Origin of the sequence: Pseudomonas sp. HLS-6, assembly GCF_002753995.1 — a bacterium.
GTDB classification, from domain to species: domain Bacteria; phylum Pseudomonadota; class Gammaproteobacteria; order Pseudomonadales; family Pseudomonadaceae; genus Aquipseudomonas; species Aquipseudomonas defluvii.
The window spans coordinates 4312549-4329760 of sequence record NZ_CP024478.1 but is presented as its reverse complement, the minus strand read 5'-3'; the positions used below and the strand labels follow the sequence as shown (position 1 = coordinate 4329760).

At 60.7% G+C, this 17212-nt stretch carries 18 protein-coding genes; 10 read left to right on the top strand and 8 right to left on the bottom strand.

What is annotated here, in order from left to right; genetic code table 11:
- Positions 1 to 2: 2 nt before the first annotated feature.
- Positions 3 to 872, top strand: a complete 870-nt coding sequence (locus CS390_RS20320; RefSeq protein WP_099775747.1) for an HlyD family secretion protein — start codon at positions 3 to 5, stop codon at positions 870 to 872.
- Between the two features lie 35 nt (positions 873 to 907).
- On the opposite strand, the gene CS390_RS20315 is transcribed toward CS390_RS20320, so the two are convergent.
- The 3 genes from CS390_RS20315 to yaaA form a co-directional block, all read right to left on the bottom strand.
- A complete protein-coding gene (locus CS390_RS20315; protein WP_099775746.1) occupies positions 908 to 1732 on the bottom strand; it encodes an SDR family oxidoreductase in 825 nt (274 codons plus the stop codon).
- A gap of 71 nt (positions 1733 to 1803) precedes the next feature.
- The gene (locus CS390_RS20310) at positions 1804 to 2268 is read right to left on the bottom strand and encodes a multidrug transporter (RefSeq protein ID WP_065758776.1); all 465 of its coding nucleotides are present in this window, start codon (positions 2266 to 2268) and stop codon (positions 1804 to 1806) included.
- A gap of 87 nt (positions 2269 to 2355) precedes the next feature.
- Positions 2356 to 3135: a peroxide stress protein YaaA gene (gene yaaA, locus CS390_RS20305; RefSeq protein WP_065758775.1), complete on the bottom strand. Its 780-nt coding sequence runs from the start codon at positions 3133 to 3135 to the stop codon at positions 2356 to 2358.
- Between the two features lie 116 nt (positions 3136 to 3251).
- Between yaaA and CS390_RS20300 the strand changes: the two genes are divergently transcribed.
- The 6 genes from CS390_RS20300 to CS390_RS20275 all read left to right on the top strand — a co-directional run bounded on the left by CS390_RS20300 (position 3252) and on the right by CS390_RS20275 (position 8351).
- Positions 3252 to 4382, top strand: a complete 1131-nt coding sequence (locus tag CS390_RS20300; protein WP_099775745.1) for a polysaccharide deacetylase family protein — start codon at positions 3252 to 3254, stop codon at positions 4380 to 4382.
- 328 nt (positions 4383 to 4710) lie between these two features.
- The gene (locus CS390_RS20295; RefSeq protein WP_065758773.1) at positions 4711 to 6105 is read left to right on the top strand and encodes a PhoH family protein; all 1395 of its coding nucleotides are present in this window, start codon (positions 4711 to 4713) and stop codon (positions 6103 to 6105) included.
- 105 nt (positions 6106 to 6210) lie between these two features.
- Positions 6211 to 6684 (top strand): cyclic pyranopterin monophosphate synthase MoaC, encoded by a 474-nt coding sequence (gene moaC, locus CS390_RS20290; RefSeq protein ID WP_099776780.1) that lies wholly within the window; start codon positions 6211 to 6213, stop codon positions 6682 to 6684.
- Positions 6681 to 6926, top strand: coding sequence for a MoaD/ThiS family protein (locus CS390_RS20285; RefSeq protein WP_065758772.1), 246 nt, complete (start codon positions 6681 to 6683; stop codon positions 6924 to 6926). The genes moaC and CS390_RS20285 overlap by 4 nt, the downstream gene beginning before the upstream one ends.
- A gap of 2 nt (positions 6927 to 6928) precedes the next feature.
- Positions 6929 to 7387, top strand: a complete 459-nt coding sequence (gene moaE / locus CS390_RS20280) for a molybdopterin synthase catalytic subunit MoaE (RefSeq protein WP_099775744.1) — start codon at positions 6929 to 6931, stop codon at positions 7385 to 7387.
- A gap of 184 nt (positions 7388 to 7571) precedes the next feature.
- Positions 7572 to 8351, top strand: coding sequence for an ABC transporter substrate-binding protein (locus tag CS390_RS20275; protein ID WP_099775743.1), 780 nt, complete (start codon positions 7572 to 7574; stop codon positions 8349 to 8351).
- 29 nt (positions 8352 to 8380) lie between these two features.
- Here the strand turns inward: CS390_RS20275 and CS390_RS20270 are convergent, their stop codons facing one another.
- The 5 genes from CS390_RS20270 to CS390_RS20250 all read right to left on the bottom strand — a co-directional run bounded on the left by CS390_RS20270 (position 8381) and on the right by CS390_RS20250 (position 13498).
- Complete coding sequence (locus CS390_RS20270) at positions 8381 to 9007, bottom strand: transcriptional regulator (protein ID WP_065758769.1); 627 nt, start codon at positions 9005 to 9007, stop codon at positions 8381 to 8383.
- A gap of 74 nt (positions 9008 to 9081) precedes the next feature.
- Positions 9082 to 10221 carry an FAD-binding oxidoreductase gene (locus CS390_RS20265; protein ID WP_099775742.1) on the bottom strand — a complete coding sequence of 380 codons (1140 nt, stop codon included), beginning with the start codon at positions 10219 to 10221 and terminating at the stop codon, positions 9082 to 9084.
- 18 nt (positions 10222 to 10239) lie between these two features.
- A complete protein-coding gene (locus tag CS390_RS20260) occupies positions 10240 to 11190 on the bottom strand; it encodes an ornithine cyclodeaminase family protein (protein WP_099775741.1) in 951 nt (316 codons plus the stop codon).
- A gap of 121 nt (positions 11191 to 11311) precedes the next feature.
- Complete coding sequence (gene rhlB, locus CS390_RS20255) at positions 11312 to 12739, bottom strand: ATP-dependent RNA helicase RhlB (RefSeq protein WP_099776778.1); 1428 nt, start codon at positions 12737 to 12739, stop codon at positions 11312 to 11314.
- An 84-nt stretch (positions 12740 to 12823) separates the two neighbouring features.
- Positions 12824 to 13498, bottom strand: a complete 675-nt coding sequence (locus CS390_RS20250) for an alpha/beta hydrolase (RefSeq protein ID WP_065761922.1) — start codon at positions 13496 to 13498, stop codon at positions 12824 to 12826.
- A gap of 330 nt (positions 13499 to 13828) precedes the next feature.
- On the opposite strand from CS390_RS20250, the gene CS390_RS20245 reads away from it, so the two are divergent.
- The 3 genes from CS390_RS20245 to CS390_RS20235 all read left to right on the top strand — a co-directional run bounded on the left by CS390_RS20245 (position 13829) and on the right by CS390_RS20235 (position 17207).
- Positions 13829 to 14857, top strand: coding sequence for an amino acid ABC transporter substrate-binding protein (locus CS390_RS20245; protein WP_099775740.1), 1029 nt, complete (start codon positions 13829 to 13831; stop codon positions 14855 to 14857).
- Positions 14858 to 14920: 63 nt separating this feature from the next.
- Complete coding sequence (locus tag CS390_RS20240; protein ID WP_099775739.1) at positions 14921 to 16099, top strand: amino acid ABC transporter permease; 1179 nt, start codon at positions 14921 to 14923, stop codon at positions 16097 to 16099.
- A gap of 10 nt (positions 16100 to 16109) precedes the next feature.
- Positions 16110 to 17207 carry an amino acid ABC transporter permease gene (locus CS390_RS20235; protein WP_099775738.1) on the top strand — a complete coding sequence of 366 codons (1098 nt, stop codon included), beginning with the start codon at positions 16110 to 16112 and terminating at the stop codon, positions 17205 to 17207.
- The last annotated feature ends 5 nt before the right edge of the window (positions 17208 to 17212 follow it).

Here is a 17212-nt window from a genome sequence, read left to right as displayed (position 1 = left end):
TGATGAAAAAGTTTTTCAGCCTGATCGCCACCCTGCTTGTACTGGCCGCCGCCGTGGTGATCGGCCGGCAGCTCTGGGTCCAGTACATGAACACGCCCTGGACCCGCGATGGCCGGGTGCGTGCCGACATCATCAACGTTGCCGCCGACGTGCCTGGTTATGTGGTCGATGTGCCGGTGCGTGACAACCAACTGGTAAAGAAGGGCGATCTGTTGATGCAGATCGACCCTGAGCACTACGAGTTGGAGGTCAAGCAGGCCCAAGCGCTCGTCGCTTCGCGCAAGGCCACCTGGGAGATGCGCAAGGTCAATGCCAGCCGCCGGGCTGACATGGACAACCTGGTGATCTCCAAGGAAAACCGTGACGACGCCAGCAACATCGCCAACTCGGCCATGGCTGATTACCAGCATGCCCAGGCGCAACTGGCGGCCGCCGAGCTGAACCTCAAGCGCACGCGGATCCTGGCCACTGTCGACGGTTACGTCACCAACCTCAACGTTCATCGCGGCGACTATGCGCGTACCGGTGAGGCGAAAATGGCCGTGGTCGACAAGAACTCCTTCTGGGTCTACGGCTTCTTCGAGGAAACCAAGTTGCCGCATGTGCGTGTCGGTGACCAGGCCGACTTGCAGATGATGAGTGGTGAAGTGCTCAAGGGGCATGTGGAGAGTATTTCGCGGGGTATCTACGACCGTGACAACCCGGAAAGCCGCGAGTTGATCGCCGACGTCAACCCGACGTTCAACTGGGTTCGCCTGGCTCAACGGGTACCGGTACGTATCCACATCGACGAAGTACCGGAAGGCTTCCTGCTGGCGGCGGGTACCACCTGCACGGTGGTGGTCAAACAGGGTAAATCCGAGGCGCAATGACCTGCGTTGGCCGCGCGCCGAATGCCCTGACGGGTTCAGAGGCTGCGGTTGAGACCAAAGCGTTTTTTCAGCACCCACTGCTGCAGCCCATGGGGTAGCAATGCCTGTAGCAGGGGGAGTGCGCGGCTGCCATTGCCCAGGCGCACCAGGGGTGCGGGCTTTGCTTGCTGCACTGCCTTCAGCAGGCCTTGGGCAAACTCACTGGTGGGGGTCGGTTTGTCCTGCGAGGCACGGGCGCGGGCGCGAATGCCTTCGCGCAGCGGCCACCACGGCGATTCTTCGTGCAACAACTGTTCGGCTTCGCGCCCGGCATTGCTGGCAAAGCTGGAAGCAATTGCACCAGGCTGCACTTCCATCACCCGTATACCGAAGGGCGCCAGCTCCAGGCGCAGGGCGTCGCTCAAGGCATGCACGGCCGCTTTGGAGGCGCAGTAGGCGCCGGCGAACGGCGTAACCAGCACACCCGAGACGCTGCCAATGTTCACCACCAGGCCACGTGCTCGTCGCAGTGCCGGAAACAAGGCGCGGGTTACGCCGACCACGGCGAATACGTTGGTTTCAAACTGGCGACGTATCGCCTCGACGCCGCCGTCGAGCAGCGGCCCCATGGCACCGTATCCGGCGTTGTTGATCAACACGTCGAGGCCGTTGCCGCGCTGCTCCAGCTCTGCCGCCAGTGTTGCAAGGCCGGCTTCATCATTGACATCCAGTTGCCGTGCGGTAAGCCCGATGGCCTGCAGGCGGGCGACATCCTCGGGTTTGCGCGCACTGGCCCAGACATCGAAGCCTGCTGACTGGAACGCTTCGGCCAAGGCGAGACCAATGCCGCTGGAGCATCCGGTGATCAGAACGGTGGGCATAGGACGATCCTTGGCGGTAGATGAGCCTCGGATCATACGTCATCAAGCAGGGCGCAGGCGTACCCCAGGGCTCAATCCGCGAAGCGGCCCTGCAGGTGTTCGGCGCGAAACTCCAGCGTTTGCGGGCGATAGCCAGAGCGCAGCGGCGGTAATGGCAAGCAGGCTTCCCAACTGGCGCCGGCCTGCAGGTCACCCGGGCCGCGATAACGCGGTGCCGAGTAGGTGTTTTCCGCCAGATTGACCTGATCGCCCGGGGCATACGCGGCAATCCGCCAGCGCAGCTCCACCAGGGGTTGCGGGTTGGTGTTGGTCAGTTTGACCTGCAACGGCCGGTCGGCCGGGCAATGCTCGGGCGCGTAGCTCAGGCGCATGTCCAGGTGTGCCAGTTGAGCCGCCTCACGGTTGTCCTGCCAGAGCACCCACAGGCCGACCAGGCCGAGGCCGAACACCGCGGCCATGGAGATGGGCAGGGCCTTGGCTGGGTAGCGTAGCAGCAGGATCAGCCAGGACAGGATCAGGACGACGCCGATAAGCATAGGGGGCTGCCTTGAGTGCGTGATATCACCATCGTAGCGATAAAACGGCACTCGACCAAGCGGCGGGCGGCTTACCGGCGATTGCCTTCAGTCGACCGGATGATCGCGCAGGAACACCAGGTTGTCCGGCTTGGACTGCTCGGCACTGTAGTAGTAGCCCTGCACATCGAACTGCTTCAGCCGGTCAGGATTGTCGATGCGTTCCTGGATGACGAAGCGGCTCATCAGGCCTCGGGCTTTTTTGGCATAGAAACTGATGATCTTGTACTGGCCGTTTTTCTGGTCGCGAAATTCGGTGTTGATCACACGGGCATTCAGCGCGCTGCGCTTGACCGCGCTGAAGTACTCGTTGCTGGCCAGGTTGAGCAGCAGGTCATCGCCTTGATCGGCCAGCGCCTGGTTCAGCCATTCGCTGATGCGCGTACCCCAGAAGGCATACAAGTCCTTGCCGCGGGCGTTGGCCAGCTTGGTGCCCATCTCCAGCCGGTACGGCTGCATCAGGTCGAGCGGGCGCAGCAGGCCATACAGGCCCGAGAGCATGCGCAGGTGGTCCTGGGCGTAGCTGAAGTCGTCTTCGCCAAGGCTTTCGGCGTCGAGGCCTGTGTAGACATCGCCCTTGAAGGCCAGCAGTGCCTGCTTGGCATTGGCCGGCGTGAAATCGGGCGTCCAGCTGCCGAAGCGTGCGGCGTTGAGCCCGGCCAGTTTGTCAGACAGGTGCATCAACGCTGCGATTTGAGCCGGGGTGAAGTCCCGCAACTGAGCAATCAGCACCTGTGAGTCGTCCAGGTACTGCGGCAGGGTGAAACGCTGGGTCACCGGCGGGGTTTCGTAGTCGAGGGTCTTGGCGGGGGAAATCACCGTCAGCATGTCATAGGCTCCTTCAATCGTGCTGCGGATTCTACGGGGCAGGGCGGTCGATCTCCAGCTATGGGCACGATAGTCCCTGCGTTATAGTGCCGGCGATCAAAACGGAGAGTGTTGTCTTGCGCATTGCCCTTTTATTGCTGGCGGGATGGTTGAGCCTGTCGACGGCCATGGCCGGTGCTGCCGAGGTTGCTACCTACGATCGCAGCAGTTGGCCTGAACAGCTCAATTCTCCGGCACTGTTCGATGTCGCCTCGCGTGCCGAGATTCTGGGGTTCGCCAAAGCCCTGCATGACAGTGAGGCGCTGGATCAGGCCGAGCTGACGGCGCGTCTTGGCCTGCGGCAGATCAACCTGTTGTCAGTCAATGCCCTGCGTGAGCGGCTGTGGCAGCGGTTGTGGCGCAACTATGACCTGGCCCAACAGAGCTGCGAGCAGGACGCCTCGTTCTGTTATGCCCTTGAAAGCCTGGCGGATTTGCGTGCTCAGGCCGGGCAGATCAAGGTCGCCGCCGACTCGTTCTATGCCCCGTGGGTTGAGCCAAGCCGGATGTTCCATGAGCGCTACCTGGATGAACTGCTGCGCAAGGCTGCGTTGTTTCCGCAGACCAGCAGCGAGATCGAGCGTTTCTCCAGCCTGGAGCGTAACGGTGACGAGCTGAACGACCGGATGTTCCTGCTGACCTTCGAGGGTGGCCCTACGCTGGCCGGTGGTGCCAGTGATGCGCTGACAGATTATTTGCGTCGGCAGAAGCTGTCAGCGACGTTCTTTGTGCTCGGCGACAGTGTGCAGAAACGCCGTGACAAGACCTCCGTCGCCGCGTTGCAGGCGCTTTACCGCGGGCAGTGCGTGGGCATTCAAGGCTGGCAGTACCGTTCTCACAGCCATTGGCTGGACTGGCAGGACTCTATTCTGCGCAGTCAGGCACGGGTCAGTAGCGATCTGCCCGAGCAGTATGTTGCGCAGTTTCGCCCCCCCTATGGCCAGCGTCGTGCCGACGCGCAGGCGTTTTTCAGCAGCCAGCACATGCAGGTGGTGTTGTGGGATATCGATGCTCAGGACCAGAGCGCACTGGATGCCGAACAGTCAGCACAGCGGGTGCTGAGCCTGATGTTGTTGTGGCGCAAGGGCTTGATACGGTTCCATGACACCCAGCCCAAGGCGCAGGCGTCACTGACCTGGCTGCTGCAACACACGGCGCAGAGCGGGATCGGTTGGGAGGGGTGCAAGGACTTCGCGGCAGGCCGTTGAGGGGCGTGCGTGGGCGCACATTGCAGGCAGCCGTTGAGCCGACTGGATTTTTGACTTTAACGGTGCATGGGGGCTACGCCAAGCGGTTTTTGCCCTCTTGAAAAATAAACTTCAAGAATGCGTAAAAACGCTTTTTACCGTCATGGGTTTTGCGGTATTACAAAGACAGACCGCCGAACCCTGCAACACAGGTGGCGTCTTACTCGCCATCCTTTGTTTGTAGCTGCCCACCCGTAACGACGCGGGCCCCGGGGAGCATCAGCGGTCACATCGCGGCGCAGCACCGTCTGGGTATTGCGTCGTCAGGCTCCCACAAAGGTGACCGAGTATGGATGATCAAGGACGTACCACTTCTTCCAACCTGCCAATCCTTTACGTGCTCGATACCAATGTTCTGATTCACGATCCGAACGCGTTACTGAACTTCGAGGAGCACCACGTCACCATCCCGATGACCGTGCTTGAGGAGCTCGACAAGCTCAAGGACGGCAAGCACTCCGTCGCTGCAGAATGTCGTCAGGCCATCCGCTTGATCGATCAGACCCTGGGCGACGCCTCGCCTGCCGATGTTGAGCAGGGCGTACCCATCCAGCGGGGCAAGAGTGGCCCGAAAGGCTTCCTGTCCATCTTGATGACGCCGCGCACTGAGCCGCACCGTCTACTGCCTGAGCATTTGAACGACAACATCATCATCAACCAATTGCTTGAGCTGCGGAGCCGGCGCAAGGAACTGAGTGTGGTGCTGGTGACCAAAGACATCAACATGCGCCTCAAGGCCCGTGCCTGTGGCATCGCCGCCGAGGACTACAGTACCGATCAGTTGGTCGACGACGTTTCCCTGTTGTCCAAGGGCTATCACTCGGTGACGGGGTCGTTCTGGGACCGGGTCAGCAAGGTCGAGACCCGTCAGGAGCGCGGGCGCACCTGGCACCGTGTGCAATTGATCGACAACCTGCCGGCTGTTCACATCAACGAGTTCATCATTGACGAACAGGGCTTTGTCGGCTGGATCAAAGGTATCAAGGACAGCGAACTGCTGCTGCTCGACTTGCACCAGGAGCCGCTGCTGCATCAGGAAGCCTGGGGTTTGAAGCCGCGTGACATTCATCAGGGCCTGGCGCTGTTCGCCTTGCTTGACCCGGACATCCACCTGGTCAACCTGACGGGCGCTGCCGGTTCCGGCAAGACCATTCTGGCCTTGGCGGCAGCCATTGAGCAGACCATGGTCAGCAAGCGTTACCGTCGCATCATCGCTACCCGCAGTGTGCAGGGGCTCGACCAGGAGATCGGCTTCCTGCCAGGCACCGAAGCGGAAAAAATGGAGCCTTGGCTGGGCGCCATCACTGACAACCTCGAAGCGCTGCACATGGACGATGAGAGCACCCATGGCAGTGTCGAATACATCCTTGAGCGGGTTCCGCTGCAGTTCAAGTCGCTTAACTACATTCGCGGTCGCAGCTTCCAGCAAAGCCTGATCCTGATCGACGAATGCCAGAACCTGACCCCGCACCAGATGAAAACCATCATCACCCGTGCCGGTTCCGGTTCCAAGGTGATCTGCCTGGGCAACCTGGCGCAGATCGATACCCCTTACCTGTCCGCGACCAGCTCGGGCCTGACCTACCTGACCGAGCGCTTCAAGGACTTCCCCAACGGTGTGCATATCACCCTGCAAGGGGTGCCTCGTTCGATTCTGGCCGAATACGCCGAATCGCATCTGTGACGTCTCGTTCGGGCGGCCATGTGCCGCCCGAACTTTGTCGCATGGCCCGTGCGAAAAGTTGACCTGCAGGTTTACAATCAAGGTCCGCTGATCAGGAGTATGGCTGTGCTGACACATCTCGATTCTCAAGGTCGGGCCAATATGGTCGACGTTACCGAAAAGGCCGTGACCTCGCGTGAAGCTGTTGCTGAGGCGCGCGTACGCATGCTCCCGCAAACCCTGCAGATGATTGTCGACGGTGATCATCCCAAAGGGGATGTGTTTGCCGTGGCCCGCATTGCCGGGATCCAGGCGGCGAAAAAAACCAGTGACCTGATCCCGCTGTGCCACCCGTTGATGCTCACCAGCGTCAAGGTCGAACTCAGTGCTGAAGGCCTCGACACGGTGCACATCCTGGCCCGCTGCAAGTTGGCCGGGCAAACCGGCGTCGAGATGGAAGCTCTGACGGCGGCCAGTGTGGCCGCGTTGACGATCTATGACATGTGCAAGGCCGTCGACCGTGGCATGACCATCGACAGTGTGCGCCTGTTAGAGAAGCGCGGCGGCAAGAGTGGTGATTACCAGGCAGGTGACGCATGAGCTTGAACGTGCAGTATTTCGCCCGTTACCGGGAAGCCTTGGGGCTGGAGAGCGAAACGCTCGAGGGCGTGTTTGCCACGGTCGATGCCCTGCGCCAGCACCTGCTGCAGCGCGGCGGAGCCTGGGAGGTACTGGCCGAGCAGAACATCATGTGCGCACGTAATCAGGACCTCTGTTCACTCAGCGAGCCCTTGGCTGATGGCGATGAGGTAGCGTTTTTTCCAACCGTGACCGGAGGTTGAGCATGGCGATTCGGGTGCAGGCGGGCGCTTTTGACCCGGGGGCCGAGCTCAATGCCCTGCATGCGGCCAATGTGGGGATCGGCGCCGTGGTCGGTTTCGTCGGGTACGTGCGCGACTTCAATGAGGGGCGTGAAGTCGCGGGCATGTTCCTGGAGCACTATCCAGGCATGACCGAAAAGGCGCTCGGCAAGATCATCGCCGAGGCGGAGTCACGCTGGCCCTTGTTGCGCCTTGAAGTACTGCATCGCATCGGGGCGTTGGAGCCCGGTGAGCCGATTGTCTTCGTCGGGGTGGCCAGCGCTCATCGTCAGGCGGCATTCGATGCCTGCAACTTCGTGATGGACTACCTCAAGACCCGGGCACCGTTCTGGAAAAAGGAAAACACTGCCGAAGGGGCGCGTTGGGTCGAAGGGCGGGTCAGTGACCAGTCGGCGGCGCAGCGCTGGGAGGACGGTCGCTAAACGACACAAACGCTGTGGTCGCCAGTGTGGCTGGCGATGTTGCGCCTCGGTCTCTCGCGCGCATCCAGGTGTTGAAATTGTGTACGTAAAAGTCCAGTATGGATTTATAAGTACAAAATAATTTCAGGCTTGTCACTTTCCTCTGTCTTGCAACACACCTCCAATAATGAGCGAGAGAGCCCTCATGAAGACCACTACACTGATTGCCGGTCTGGCCCTGAGCCTGTTGGCCAGCAGCAACCTGTTCGCCGCCGAGAAAACCTTGCGTATCGGTATCGAAGCCGCCTACCCGCCGTTTGCCTTCAAGACCCCGGACGGCAAGATCAGCGGTTTCGACTACGACATCGGTAATGCCCTGTGCGCGCAGATGCAGGTCAAATGCCAATGGACCGAGCAAGAGTACGACGGGCTGATTCCCTCGCTGAAGGTCAACAAGATCGACGCCGCGCTGTCGTCTATCACCATCACCGAAGAGCGCAAGCGCTCCGTTGACTTCACCCACAAGTACTACTTCACCTCGGCGCGCCTGGCGATGAAGGCCGGTACTCAGGTCGATGACCAGTACCAGAGCCTCAAGGGCAAACGTATCGGCGTACAGCGTGCGACCACCACCGACCGTTACGTCTCTGAAGTGCTGGCGCCAAAAGGTGTAGAAATTGTTCGCTACACCAGTAACGAAGAGATTTTCATGGACCTGGTTTCCGGGCGTCTGGACGGTGTGTTCGCGGACACCATCCCGCTGGAGCAAGGCTTTCTGTTGACGCCCAAGGGCGAGGGCTATGCCTTTGTCGGGCCTGAGCTGAAAGATCCGAAGTACGTTGGCGAAGGTGCCGGTATTGCCGTGCGCAAGGGCAATACGCAGCTGGTCAGCGAGCTCAACAAAGCCATCGACGAAATCCGCAGCAATGGCGAGTACCAGAAGATCCAGGCCAAGTACTTCAAGTCGGATATCTACGGCGACTGATCTGCGCCTGACTCAGGGCCTGATGCTGTTCAGGCCTTGAGTTCCTTCAGGTGTTTGTACACCGTCGCCCGCCCCATGTTCAGTACATTGGCCACATAGTTGGCCGCACTCTTGCCACGAAACGCGCCTTCGGCGTGCAGGGCAAACACCAGTTCGCGCTTATGCTCACGGGTCAGCAGGTTCAGGCTGAGCTGGCGCTGGCGCAGCCAGCCGTTCAGGAAGGTATTGATGCGCTCCTGCCAGTCATCGCGGAACAATGCGTCGGGTTGCGGGATCAACTTGCTGGGCGAGAGAAACAGGTCCAGGGCGGCCTTGACGCTCTCGAACAGGGAAATGTTCAAGTTGATGCACAGCACGGCCAAGGGGCTGCCGTTGGCGTCGCGCAGCACCGTGCTCAGCGAGCGAATCTTCTGCCCGTCCCAGTTGAGTTTCTCGTAAGGGCCGATATTGGTTTCGTCGGTGCCTTCTTCGAACATGTCTTCCAGCGCCGCATCGTCACCGATCTCGCGCTTGGAGAGGTTGTTGGCGATGTAGTCGATCTTCTGGCTGCGCAGGTCGTGCAGGACCACTTCGGCATGCGGGAAGAACAGCGTGGCGATGGCATCGGCGATCGCCCGGAAGTTGTCCAGGGCCGGGTCGGGGCGAGGTGTCGACATTGAGGCGGGCTCCAGCGGTTGTCAGCGCCCTTGGCTAAAGGGCGCTGGGAGTGTGCCGCAAACGCAGTGGCGCGTCACCCTTGGGCTGCAACCAAGCGCTCAGGCGAGAGCATGGCGGCCGTCAGGCCAAAGCTCTTGAGTGGCTCGGGCAATGCTTCGCCGCGCACCAGTGCGGCACTGGCTTGGCCCATGGCGGGCGAGGTCTGTATGCCATAGCCGCCTTGTGCCGCGACCCAGAACAGGCCGGGTACTTGAGGGTCGAAGCCGGCGATCAGGTCGCCGTCGGCCACGAAGCTGCGCAGCCCGGCCCAGGTGCGGGTGGGGCGGCGAATGCTCAGGGTGGTGGCTTCTTCGATCTGGTAAATGCCCATGGCGATGTCCAGCTCTTCCGGCTGCACATCGTGTGGTGCCACCGGGTCGGCATTGGCGGGCGAGCCCAGCAGCATGCCGGCGTCGGGCTTCATGTAGAAGGATTCGTCGAGGCTGACCAGCATTGGCCAGTCATGGCTGTCCACGCCTTCTGGAGCGGCGAAGATGAAGGCGGCGCGGCGTTTGGGTTGCAGGCCCAGCGGCCGTGCGCCCGCCAGTTCGCCGATCTGGTCCGCCCAGGCGCCTGCCGCGTTGATCAACACCGGGGCGCTGAAGCTGCCACGGCCGGTGTGGACCTGCCACAGGCCGTCGGCGCTGCGTTCTATGCGCTGAACTTCGCAGTCGCTATGCACTTCGCCCTGTTGGCGGCGAATGCCACGCAGGTAGCCCTGGTGCAGGGCGTCAGTGTCGATATCGCTGGCGCTTGGGTCGTAGAGCGCGCCGTGCACCTTGTCGCGGCGCAGTACCGGGAGCCGCTCGCAGGCCTGCTCGGCACTGAGCAACTGCACCTCGGGCACGCAGGCTTTGGCGCTGTCGTACTGGCGTTGCAGCTCTTCGGCATCACCGGTGAAGTCGACGGTCATTTCCCCGCGCGGGGTCAATAGCGGATGCTCGGCAAACCCCGCTGGCGGGGCATCGAAAAATGCCCGGCTGGCAAGCGTCAGGGCGCGTACTTGTGGCGTGCCATAGGCGGCCGTGTAGAGCGCCGCCGAGCGGCCGGTGGAGTGATAGCCCGGCTGCGACTCGCGTTCGAGCAGCACGACCTTGCCATGGCCGGCGAGCCAGTAGCCGGTGGAGGCGCCGGCAATGCCGGCGCCAATAATGATGAAATCTGCTGGTTGCATGGACGTCTCCGGTCGCCGTCAGTCGGCGCGCTGCAGTCGATAGAGCGCATTGGCCAAGGCAATGTCTTCAAGGCCCAGGCCGATGGAGCGGAAGAACGCATGGCGCTGGTAGTCAGGGCGCGGCGCCTGATCGCTCAGCAGTTGTGCCAGGTCGCCGATGATCGCGTCGGCGTGCCAGCCATGCTGTTCGCTGGCGATGCGCATTTCCCCGGCCGACCCTGGCGTGGTCAGGCGGTAGTCGCAGTAGACGTCCATGTTCGCGAGGGTTTCTGGCGGCACTTCATGAGCGCGCACGGCGTTGGTGCTGATCGAGGTGATCAGGGCAGGCTTGCTCAATTGACGCGGGTCGATGACCGGGCTGGCCGAAGACGTACAGAGCATGATGACGTCGGCGTCTTGTACCGCTTGTTCAAGGGTATCGGCAAAGGTCAGGCGTGGATCGAGGTCACTCAGTGCACGACGTTGTTCGGCGCTCTGCTGATGCAGGCGCGGCGAGTAGAGGCGGATGTCCTGCCAGTCGCGCAGGTCGCGGGTGTAGCGCAGGTGCGCCCGGGCGATGGGGCCGCTGCCGATCAGGGTCAGGCGGCGGGCACCGCTTGCGGCCAGTGCATCGACGGCCACGGCGGTGGTCGCGGCGGTGCGCGCGGTGGTCAGTTCGCCAGCGTCGCAAAGCAGCAGTGGCTGGCCGCTTTCCATGGACATCAGCAGTGTCCAGGCGGTAACCAGCGGGCCCGTGTCACGGACGATGTAGGGCGATGTCTTGACCCCGTAGACACCGTCTTCAGCCAGTACGCCGCCGTAGTTGATGAAATCGCCGGCACCACCTGGGAACTCGACGAGCTGCTGCGGCGGCTGCACAGCTTGCCCGGCGGCCAGATCGCGAAACAGTTTGCGCAGGATCTGCGGGACATCCAGCTGGCTGAGCAGTTGGCGTGCGTGCTGTTGATCAATGACGAGGGGCGCGGACATGCAGTGCTCCAAATAAACTATTTTGTCTATTATGGACTTTTTGTTCTTGTGGGCAATATCGCGGGCATAAAAAAACGCCGCCTGGCAGCAGGCAGCGTTTTCGGTGTTGCAGTACAGCCGATCAGTGAGGCTTGCGGGGCACGGCCTCGAGCAACTCGGCCGGCGGCATCTCGCAGCTGATCTTGCGACCCAGCAGTGTTTCGATGGCGGGTAGCTGGTAAGAGTCATCTTCACCGGCGAAGCTGATCGATACGCCGCTGGTGCCAGCACGACCGGTACGACCGATACGGTGAACGTAATCGTCCGGGTCTTCTGGCAGGGTGAAGTTGATCACATGGCTGATGCCGTCGATGTGAATTCCGCGACCGGCCACGTCGGTGGCCACCAGTACGGTGATACGGCCTTCACGGAAGTTTTCCAGCGTGCGGATACGCTTGTGCTGCGGCACATCGCCGGACAGCTGGGCGGCGTTGACACCGTCGCGTACCAGGCGCTCTTCGATACGGCGCACTTCGTCCTTGCGGTTGGCGAAGACGATGACCCGTTCCCATTTGTTGCGGGTGATCAGGTTGTACAGCAACTTGTATTTGTCGCTGCCGGCCACGGCATAAACGTGCTGCTCGACGGTCTCGCTGGCGACGTTTTCCGGCTCGATCTCGACGATGGCCGGGGTCGTGGTCCACTGCTTGGCCAGGTTCATCACGTCTTCGGTGAAGGTGGCCGAGAACAGCAGGGTCTGGCGTTCGCTTTTCGGTGGTGTCTGGCGAATGATCTGCCGTACCTGGGGGATAAAGCCCATGTCGAGCATGCGGTCGGCTTCGTCCAGCACCATCACCTCGACCATGTCCAGGTGCACTTCGCCGCGCTGGTTGAAGTCCAGCAAGCGGCCCGGTGTGGCAACCAGGATGTCGCAGTGGCGGGCTTCAAGCTGTTTGAGCTGCTTGTCGAAGTCCATACCGCCAACGAAGGTCATTACGTTCAGGCCGGTGTACTTGGTGAGTGCTGCGGCGTCCTTGGCGATCTGGACGACCAGTTCGCGGGTCGGGGCGATGATCAGTGCCCGTGGCTCACCCATGTAGCGCTCTTTGGGTGCCGGAGTCTGCTGCAGTTGGGTAATGATCGAAATCAGGAACGCGGCGGTCTTGCCTGTGCCGGTCTGAGCGCGGCCGATAGCGTCCTGGCCACGCAGGGTATAGCCCAGTACCTGAGCCTGAATCGGCGTGCAGTAGGGGAAGCCCAGGTCATGGATGGCGTGCATCAGCTCTGGCGAAAGCTTGAAGTCGTGGAAACGGGTCTTGCCTTCCTGTGGCTCAACCATGAAGTCTTCCAGTTTCCAACTGGATGCCGCGGGTTTTGGCTTGCGCTCACGGCGCGGCTTGGGTTCTGCCGGTTTCTCAGCCTTTGCCGCGACGGGCGCTTGAGCCTGTGGCTGGGCTGCTGGTGCAGAGGGCTTGGGTTGTGCAGGTGGCTGCACCACGGGGGCAGCGGTTTCGGCAGCGAGTTGCTCAGCCTCGCCTTTGCCGAACATCTTCTTGAGTGCTTTGAGCACGGTCATCTCGTCAATTGGTTAAGGAATGTACGCCGGCCAGTGTAATGCAAGATTCGGGCGCGGCGTAGTGGATTGAGCTGACGGCTACACGGAAGTCGTGCTTCCGCTCAAACGCTGGGTCAGCCAGGTACCGATATCGCGGATTTCCTCGGGCAGTACTTCGTGCTCCATCGGGTATTCCTGCCAGCCGGCATTAACCCCCCAATGTTTGAGGTGTTCGTAGGCGGTACGGCCCATGGCGTTCTGTACCACAGTGTCGTACTGGCCATGCAGGCACAAGGCCGGGGTGCGTTGCTGGCTAGCGCTTAGCTCGCGTTCGGCGCTGAAGGTCGGTGCGTAGGTTGACAGGGCCAGGACACCGCCCAGGGTGCCTTGCCACTTTACATACGCCGTGTGCAGCACGACCGCACCACCTTGTGAAAAGCCGGCAAGAAAAATCCGCGTTGGATCGATCCCTTTGGCGCGCTCGGCCTCGATCAATGCAATGACCTGGTCTGCTGAGTCTTCCAACTGCGTGCGATCAATCGAACGGGCCGGGCTCATGGCCGTGATGTCGTACCAACTGGGCATTTCATAGCCGCCGTTGATGGTCACCGGGCGGGTGGGTGCCTGGGGCATTACGAAGCGGGTACTCAACAACTGTTCCTGCAAGGCTTCGGCGACCGGCAGGAAGTCGTAACGATCTGCCCCCAAACCGTGCAACCAGATCACACAGGCATCGGGGGTCTTTTGCGGCTCAAGTATCAACGGGGTGGTCATGACTGCTCCGAAAATGTGCGCACGCTCTTATTAAGTGCATGAAAAGAAGGCGTGTCGGTTCGGTCCGGGAAAAACTTGTCGAAAGGCGACAAGTTTACCTGTTGGCGCACACTGAATCGCTTAAGCGGCTCAGTGTGGTACGCGCTTTGCTACGAACCTTGCGACGTGACGCGTGGCGTTTCGACGGTAACACCATTTCGCTATTAAAGGCTGCCACAGAACAGCGTTATTGCGCCATTGACCCAAAAGCAAGCCAGCGCGGGTCGGATGCGCCTCATAAGGGTGCGGTGCAATCGGCTCGAACACAACAAGAGCAATCTGGAGGTTTTAATGAAGATGTTGAAATCCACTCTGGCAGTCGTTACCGCTGCCGCCGCACTGGGTATCAGTGCTTTCGCGCAGGCCGGTGCAACCCTCGAAGCGGTTCAGAAAAAGGGTTTCGTCCAGTGTGGCGTGAGTGACGGCTTGCCGGGCTTCTCGGTGCCGGATGCCAAGGGCAAGATCGTGGGTATCGATGCTGACGTCTGCCGCGCCGTGGCTGCCGCCGTCTTCGGTGATGCAAACAAGGTCAAGTTCAGCCAACTGAACGCCAAGGAGCGTTTCACGGCGTTGCAGTCCGGTGAAGTGGATGTGCTATCGCGTAACACTACCTGGACCAGTTCGCGCGATGCCGGCATGGGCCTGGTGTTCGCGGGCGTCACGTACTACGACGGCGTAGGTTTCCTGGTGAACAAGAAGCTTGGCGTTTCCAGTGCCAAGGAACTGGATGGCGCAACCATCTGCATCCAGGCCGGTACCACCACTGAACTCAACGTCTCCGACTACTTCCGCGCCAATGGCCTGAAGTACACCCCGATCACCTTCGACACCTCCGATGAAAGCGCCAAATCGCTGGAGTCCGGTCGTTGCGATGTACTGACCTCCGACAAGTCGCAGCTCTACGCACAACGCTCCAAACTGGGGTCGCCAAACGATTATGTCGTGTTGCCGGAAACCATCTCCAAGGAGCCACTGGGCCCTGTCGTGCGTAAGGGCGATGAAGAGTGGTTCAGCATCGTCAAGTGGACCCTGTTCGCGATGATCAATGCCGAAGAGGCAGGTATCACCTCGAAGAATGTCGAGGCTGAAGCGAAATCGACCAAGAACCCGGACGTCGCCCGCCTGCTCGGTGCTGATGGCGAATATGGCAAAGACCTCAAGCTGCCCAAGGACTGGGTCGTACAGATCGTCAAGCAAGTCGGTAACTACGGCGAAGTGTTCGAGAAGAACCTTGGCGCAAGCACCGATCTGAAGATCGACCGTGGTCTGAATGCCCTCTGGAACAACGGCGGCATCCAGTACGCGCCACCAGTGCGCTGATGGGTACGGCCTGCGGCAGCGAGCTGCTGCAGGCCGTTTCGTTCCTTCTCTTCGGGGCATTTCATGCAAAATAAAATCGGCGCACCCAAAGGGGTTTCCCTTAGCGATCCACGTGTGCGTGCGTGGCTGTTCCAGATCATCACCGTGGTCGCGGTGGTAGGGCTGGGCTGGTACCTGTTTCACAATACCCAAACCAACCTGCAGCACCGAGGCATTACCTCGGGTTTCGATTTTCTTGAGCGCAGTGCCGGTTTCGGGATCGCTCAGCATTTGATTCCTTACACCGAGTCCGACAGTTATGCCCGGGTATTTGTCATCGGCTTGCTCAACACGCTGCTGGTGACCTTCATCGGCATTATCCTGGCGACCGTGCTGGGTTTCATCGTCGGTGTGGCCCGGTTATCGCCGAACTGGATGATCAGCAAGCTGGCCACGGTGTATGTCGAGACTTTTCGTAACATTCCGCCGCTGCTGCAGATTCTCTTCTGGTACTTCGCAGTATTTTTGACCCTGCCGGGGCCGCGCGGCAGCATCAATTTTGGCGATACGTTCTTTATCAGCAACCGTGGCTTGAACATGCCGGGTGCTTCGCTGGCGGAGGGCTTCTGGCCGTTCGTCGGCAGTCTCGTGGTGGCCGTGATTGCCATCGTGCTCATGGTCCGTGTGGCCAACAAGCGCTTTGAGGAAACCGGTGAGCCGTTCCATAAGTTCTGGGTCGGCCTGGCGCTGCTTTTGGCCATTCCGGGGCTGTGTGCGTTGCTCATAGGCACCCCACTGCACTGGGAAGTGCCGCAGCTCAAGGGCTTCAACTTTGTGGGCGGCTGGGTACTGATTCCCGAACTGCTGGCGCTGACCCTGGCATTGACGATCTATACGGCAGCGTTCATTGCCGAGATCGTTCGTTCCGGGATTCGTTCGGTCAGCCATGGCCAGACCGAGGCGGCGCGTTCGTTGGGCCTGCGTGAAGGGCCAACCCTGCGCAAGGTCATCATTCCCCAGGCGCTGCGAGTGATCATTCCACCCTTGACCAGCCAATACCTGAACCTGGCGAAGAACTCCTCGCTGGCAGCGGGTATCGGCTATCCGGAAATGGTTTCGCTGTTCGCTGGAACCGTGCTCAACCAGACCGGCCAGGCTATCGAAGTGATCGCCATCACCATGAGTGTCTACCTGGCCATCAGCATCAGCATTTCCCTGCTGATGAACTGGTACAACAAGCGCATTGCGCTGATCGAGCGGTGAGGATACGCGCATGAGTACCCATGTTTTCAAACCTGATATGCCGCCGCCGGTGAAAGCCGTCGGTGCCCTCGCATGGATGCGCAACAACCTGTTCTCCAACTGGCTCAACACCCTGTTGACGTTGTTTGCGGTGTATTTGGTCTGGCTGATCGTACCGCCCCTGTTGCAGTGGGCATTCATCGATGCCAACTGGGTGGGAACCACTCAGGCCGACTGCACCAAGGAGGGCGCTTGTTGGGTGTTTATCCAGCAGCGCTTCGGGCAGTTCATGTACGGCTACTACCCCAGTGAACTGCGCTGGCGGGTCGACCTGACGGTGTGGCTGGCCGTGATCGGCGCAGCGCCCCTGTTCATCGCCCGCGTCCCGCACAAGGTTGTTTACGGCCTGGCGTTCCTGGTGCTGTACCCCATCCTGGCCTACACCCTGCTGCACGGTGGGTACCTGGGGCTGGTTGCGGTGGCCACCAGCCAATGGGGTGGCTTGATGCTGACCCTGGTGATTGCCACGGTCGGTATCGTCGGCGCGTTGCCGCTGGGCATTCTGCTGGCACTGGGGCGGCGCTCGAAAATGCCTGCAGTGCGCGTGGTGTGCGTCACGTTCATCGAGTTCTGGCGTGGTGTGCCGTTGATCACGGTGCTGTTCATGTCGTCGGTAATGCTGCCGCTGTTCCTGCCTGAAGGCATGAGCTTCGACAAGCTGCTGCGAGCGATGATCGGGGTGATCCTGTTCCAGTCGGCCTACATCGCCGAGGTGGTGCGCGGTGGCTTGCAGGCCATTCCCAAAGGCCAATACGAGGCGGCTGCCGCGATGGGCCTGGGTTACTGGCGGGCGATGGGCCTGGTGATTCTGCCGCAAGCCCTGAAGCTGGTGATTCCCGGCATCGTCAACACCTTCATTGCCCTGTTCAAGGACACCAGCCTGGTCATCATCATTGGCCTGTTCGACCTGCTCAACAGTGTCAAGCAGGCAGCAGCCGACCCCAAATGGCTGGGTATGGCGACTGAAGGCTACGTCTTCGCCGCCCTGGTGTTCTGGATTTTCTGTTTCGGTATGTCCCGCTACTCCATGCATCTGGAGCGTAAGCTGGACACAGGCCACAAGCGTTAGGAGTG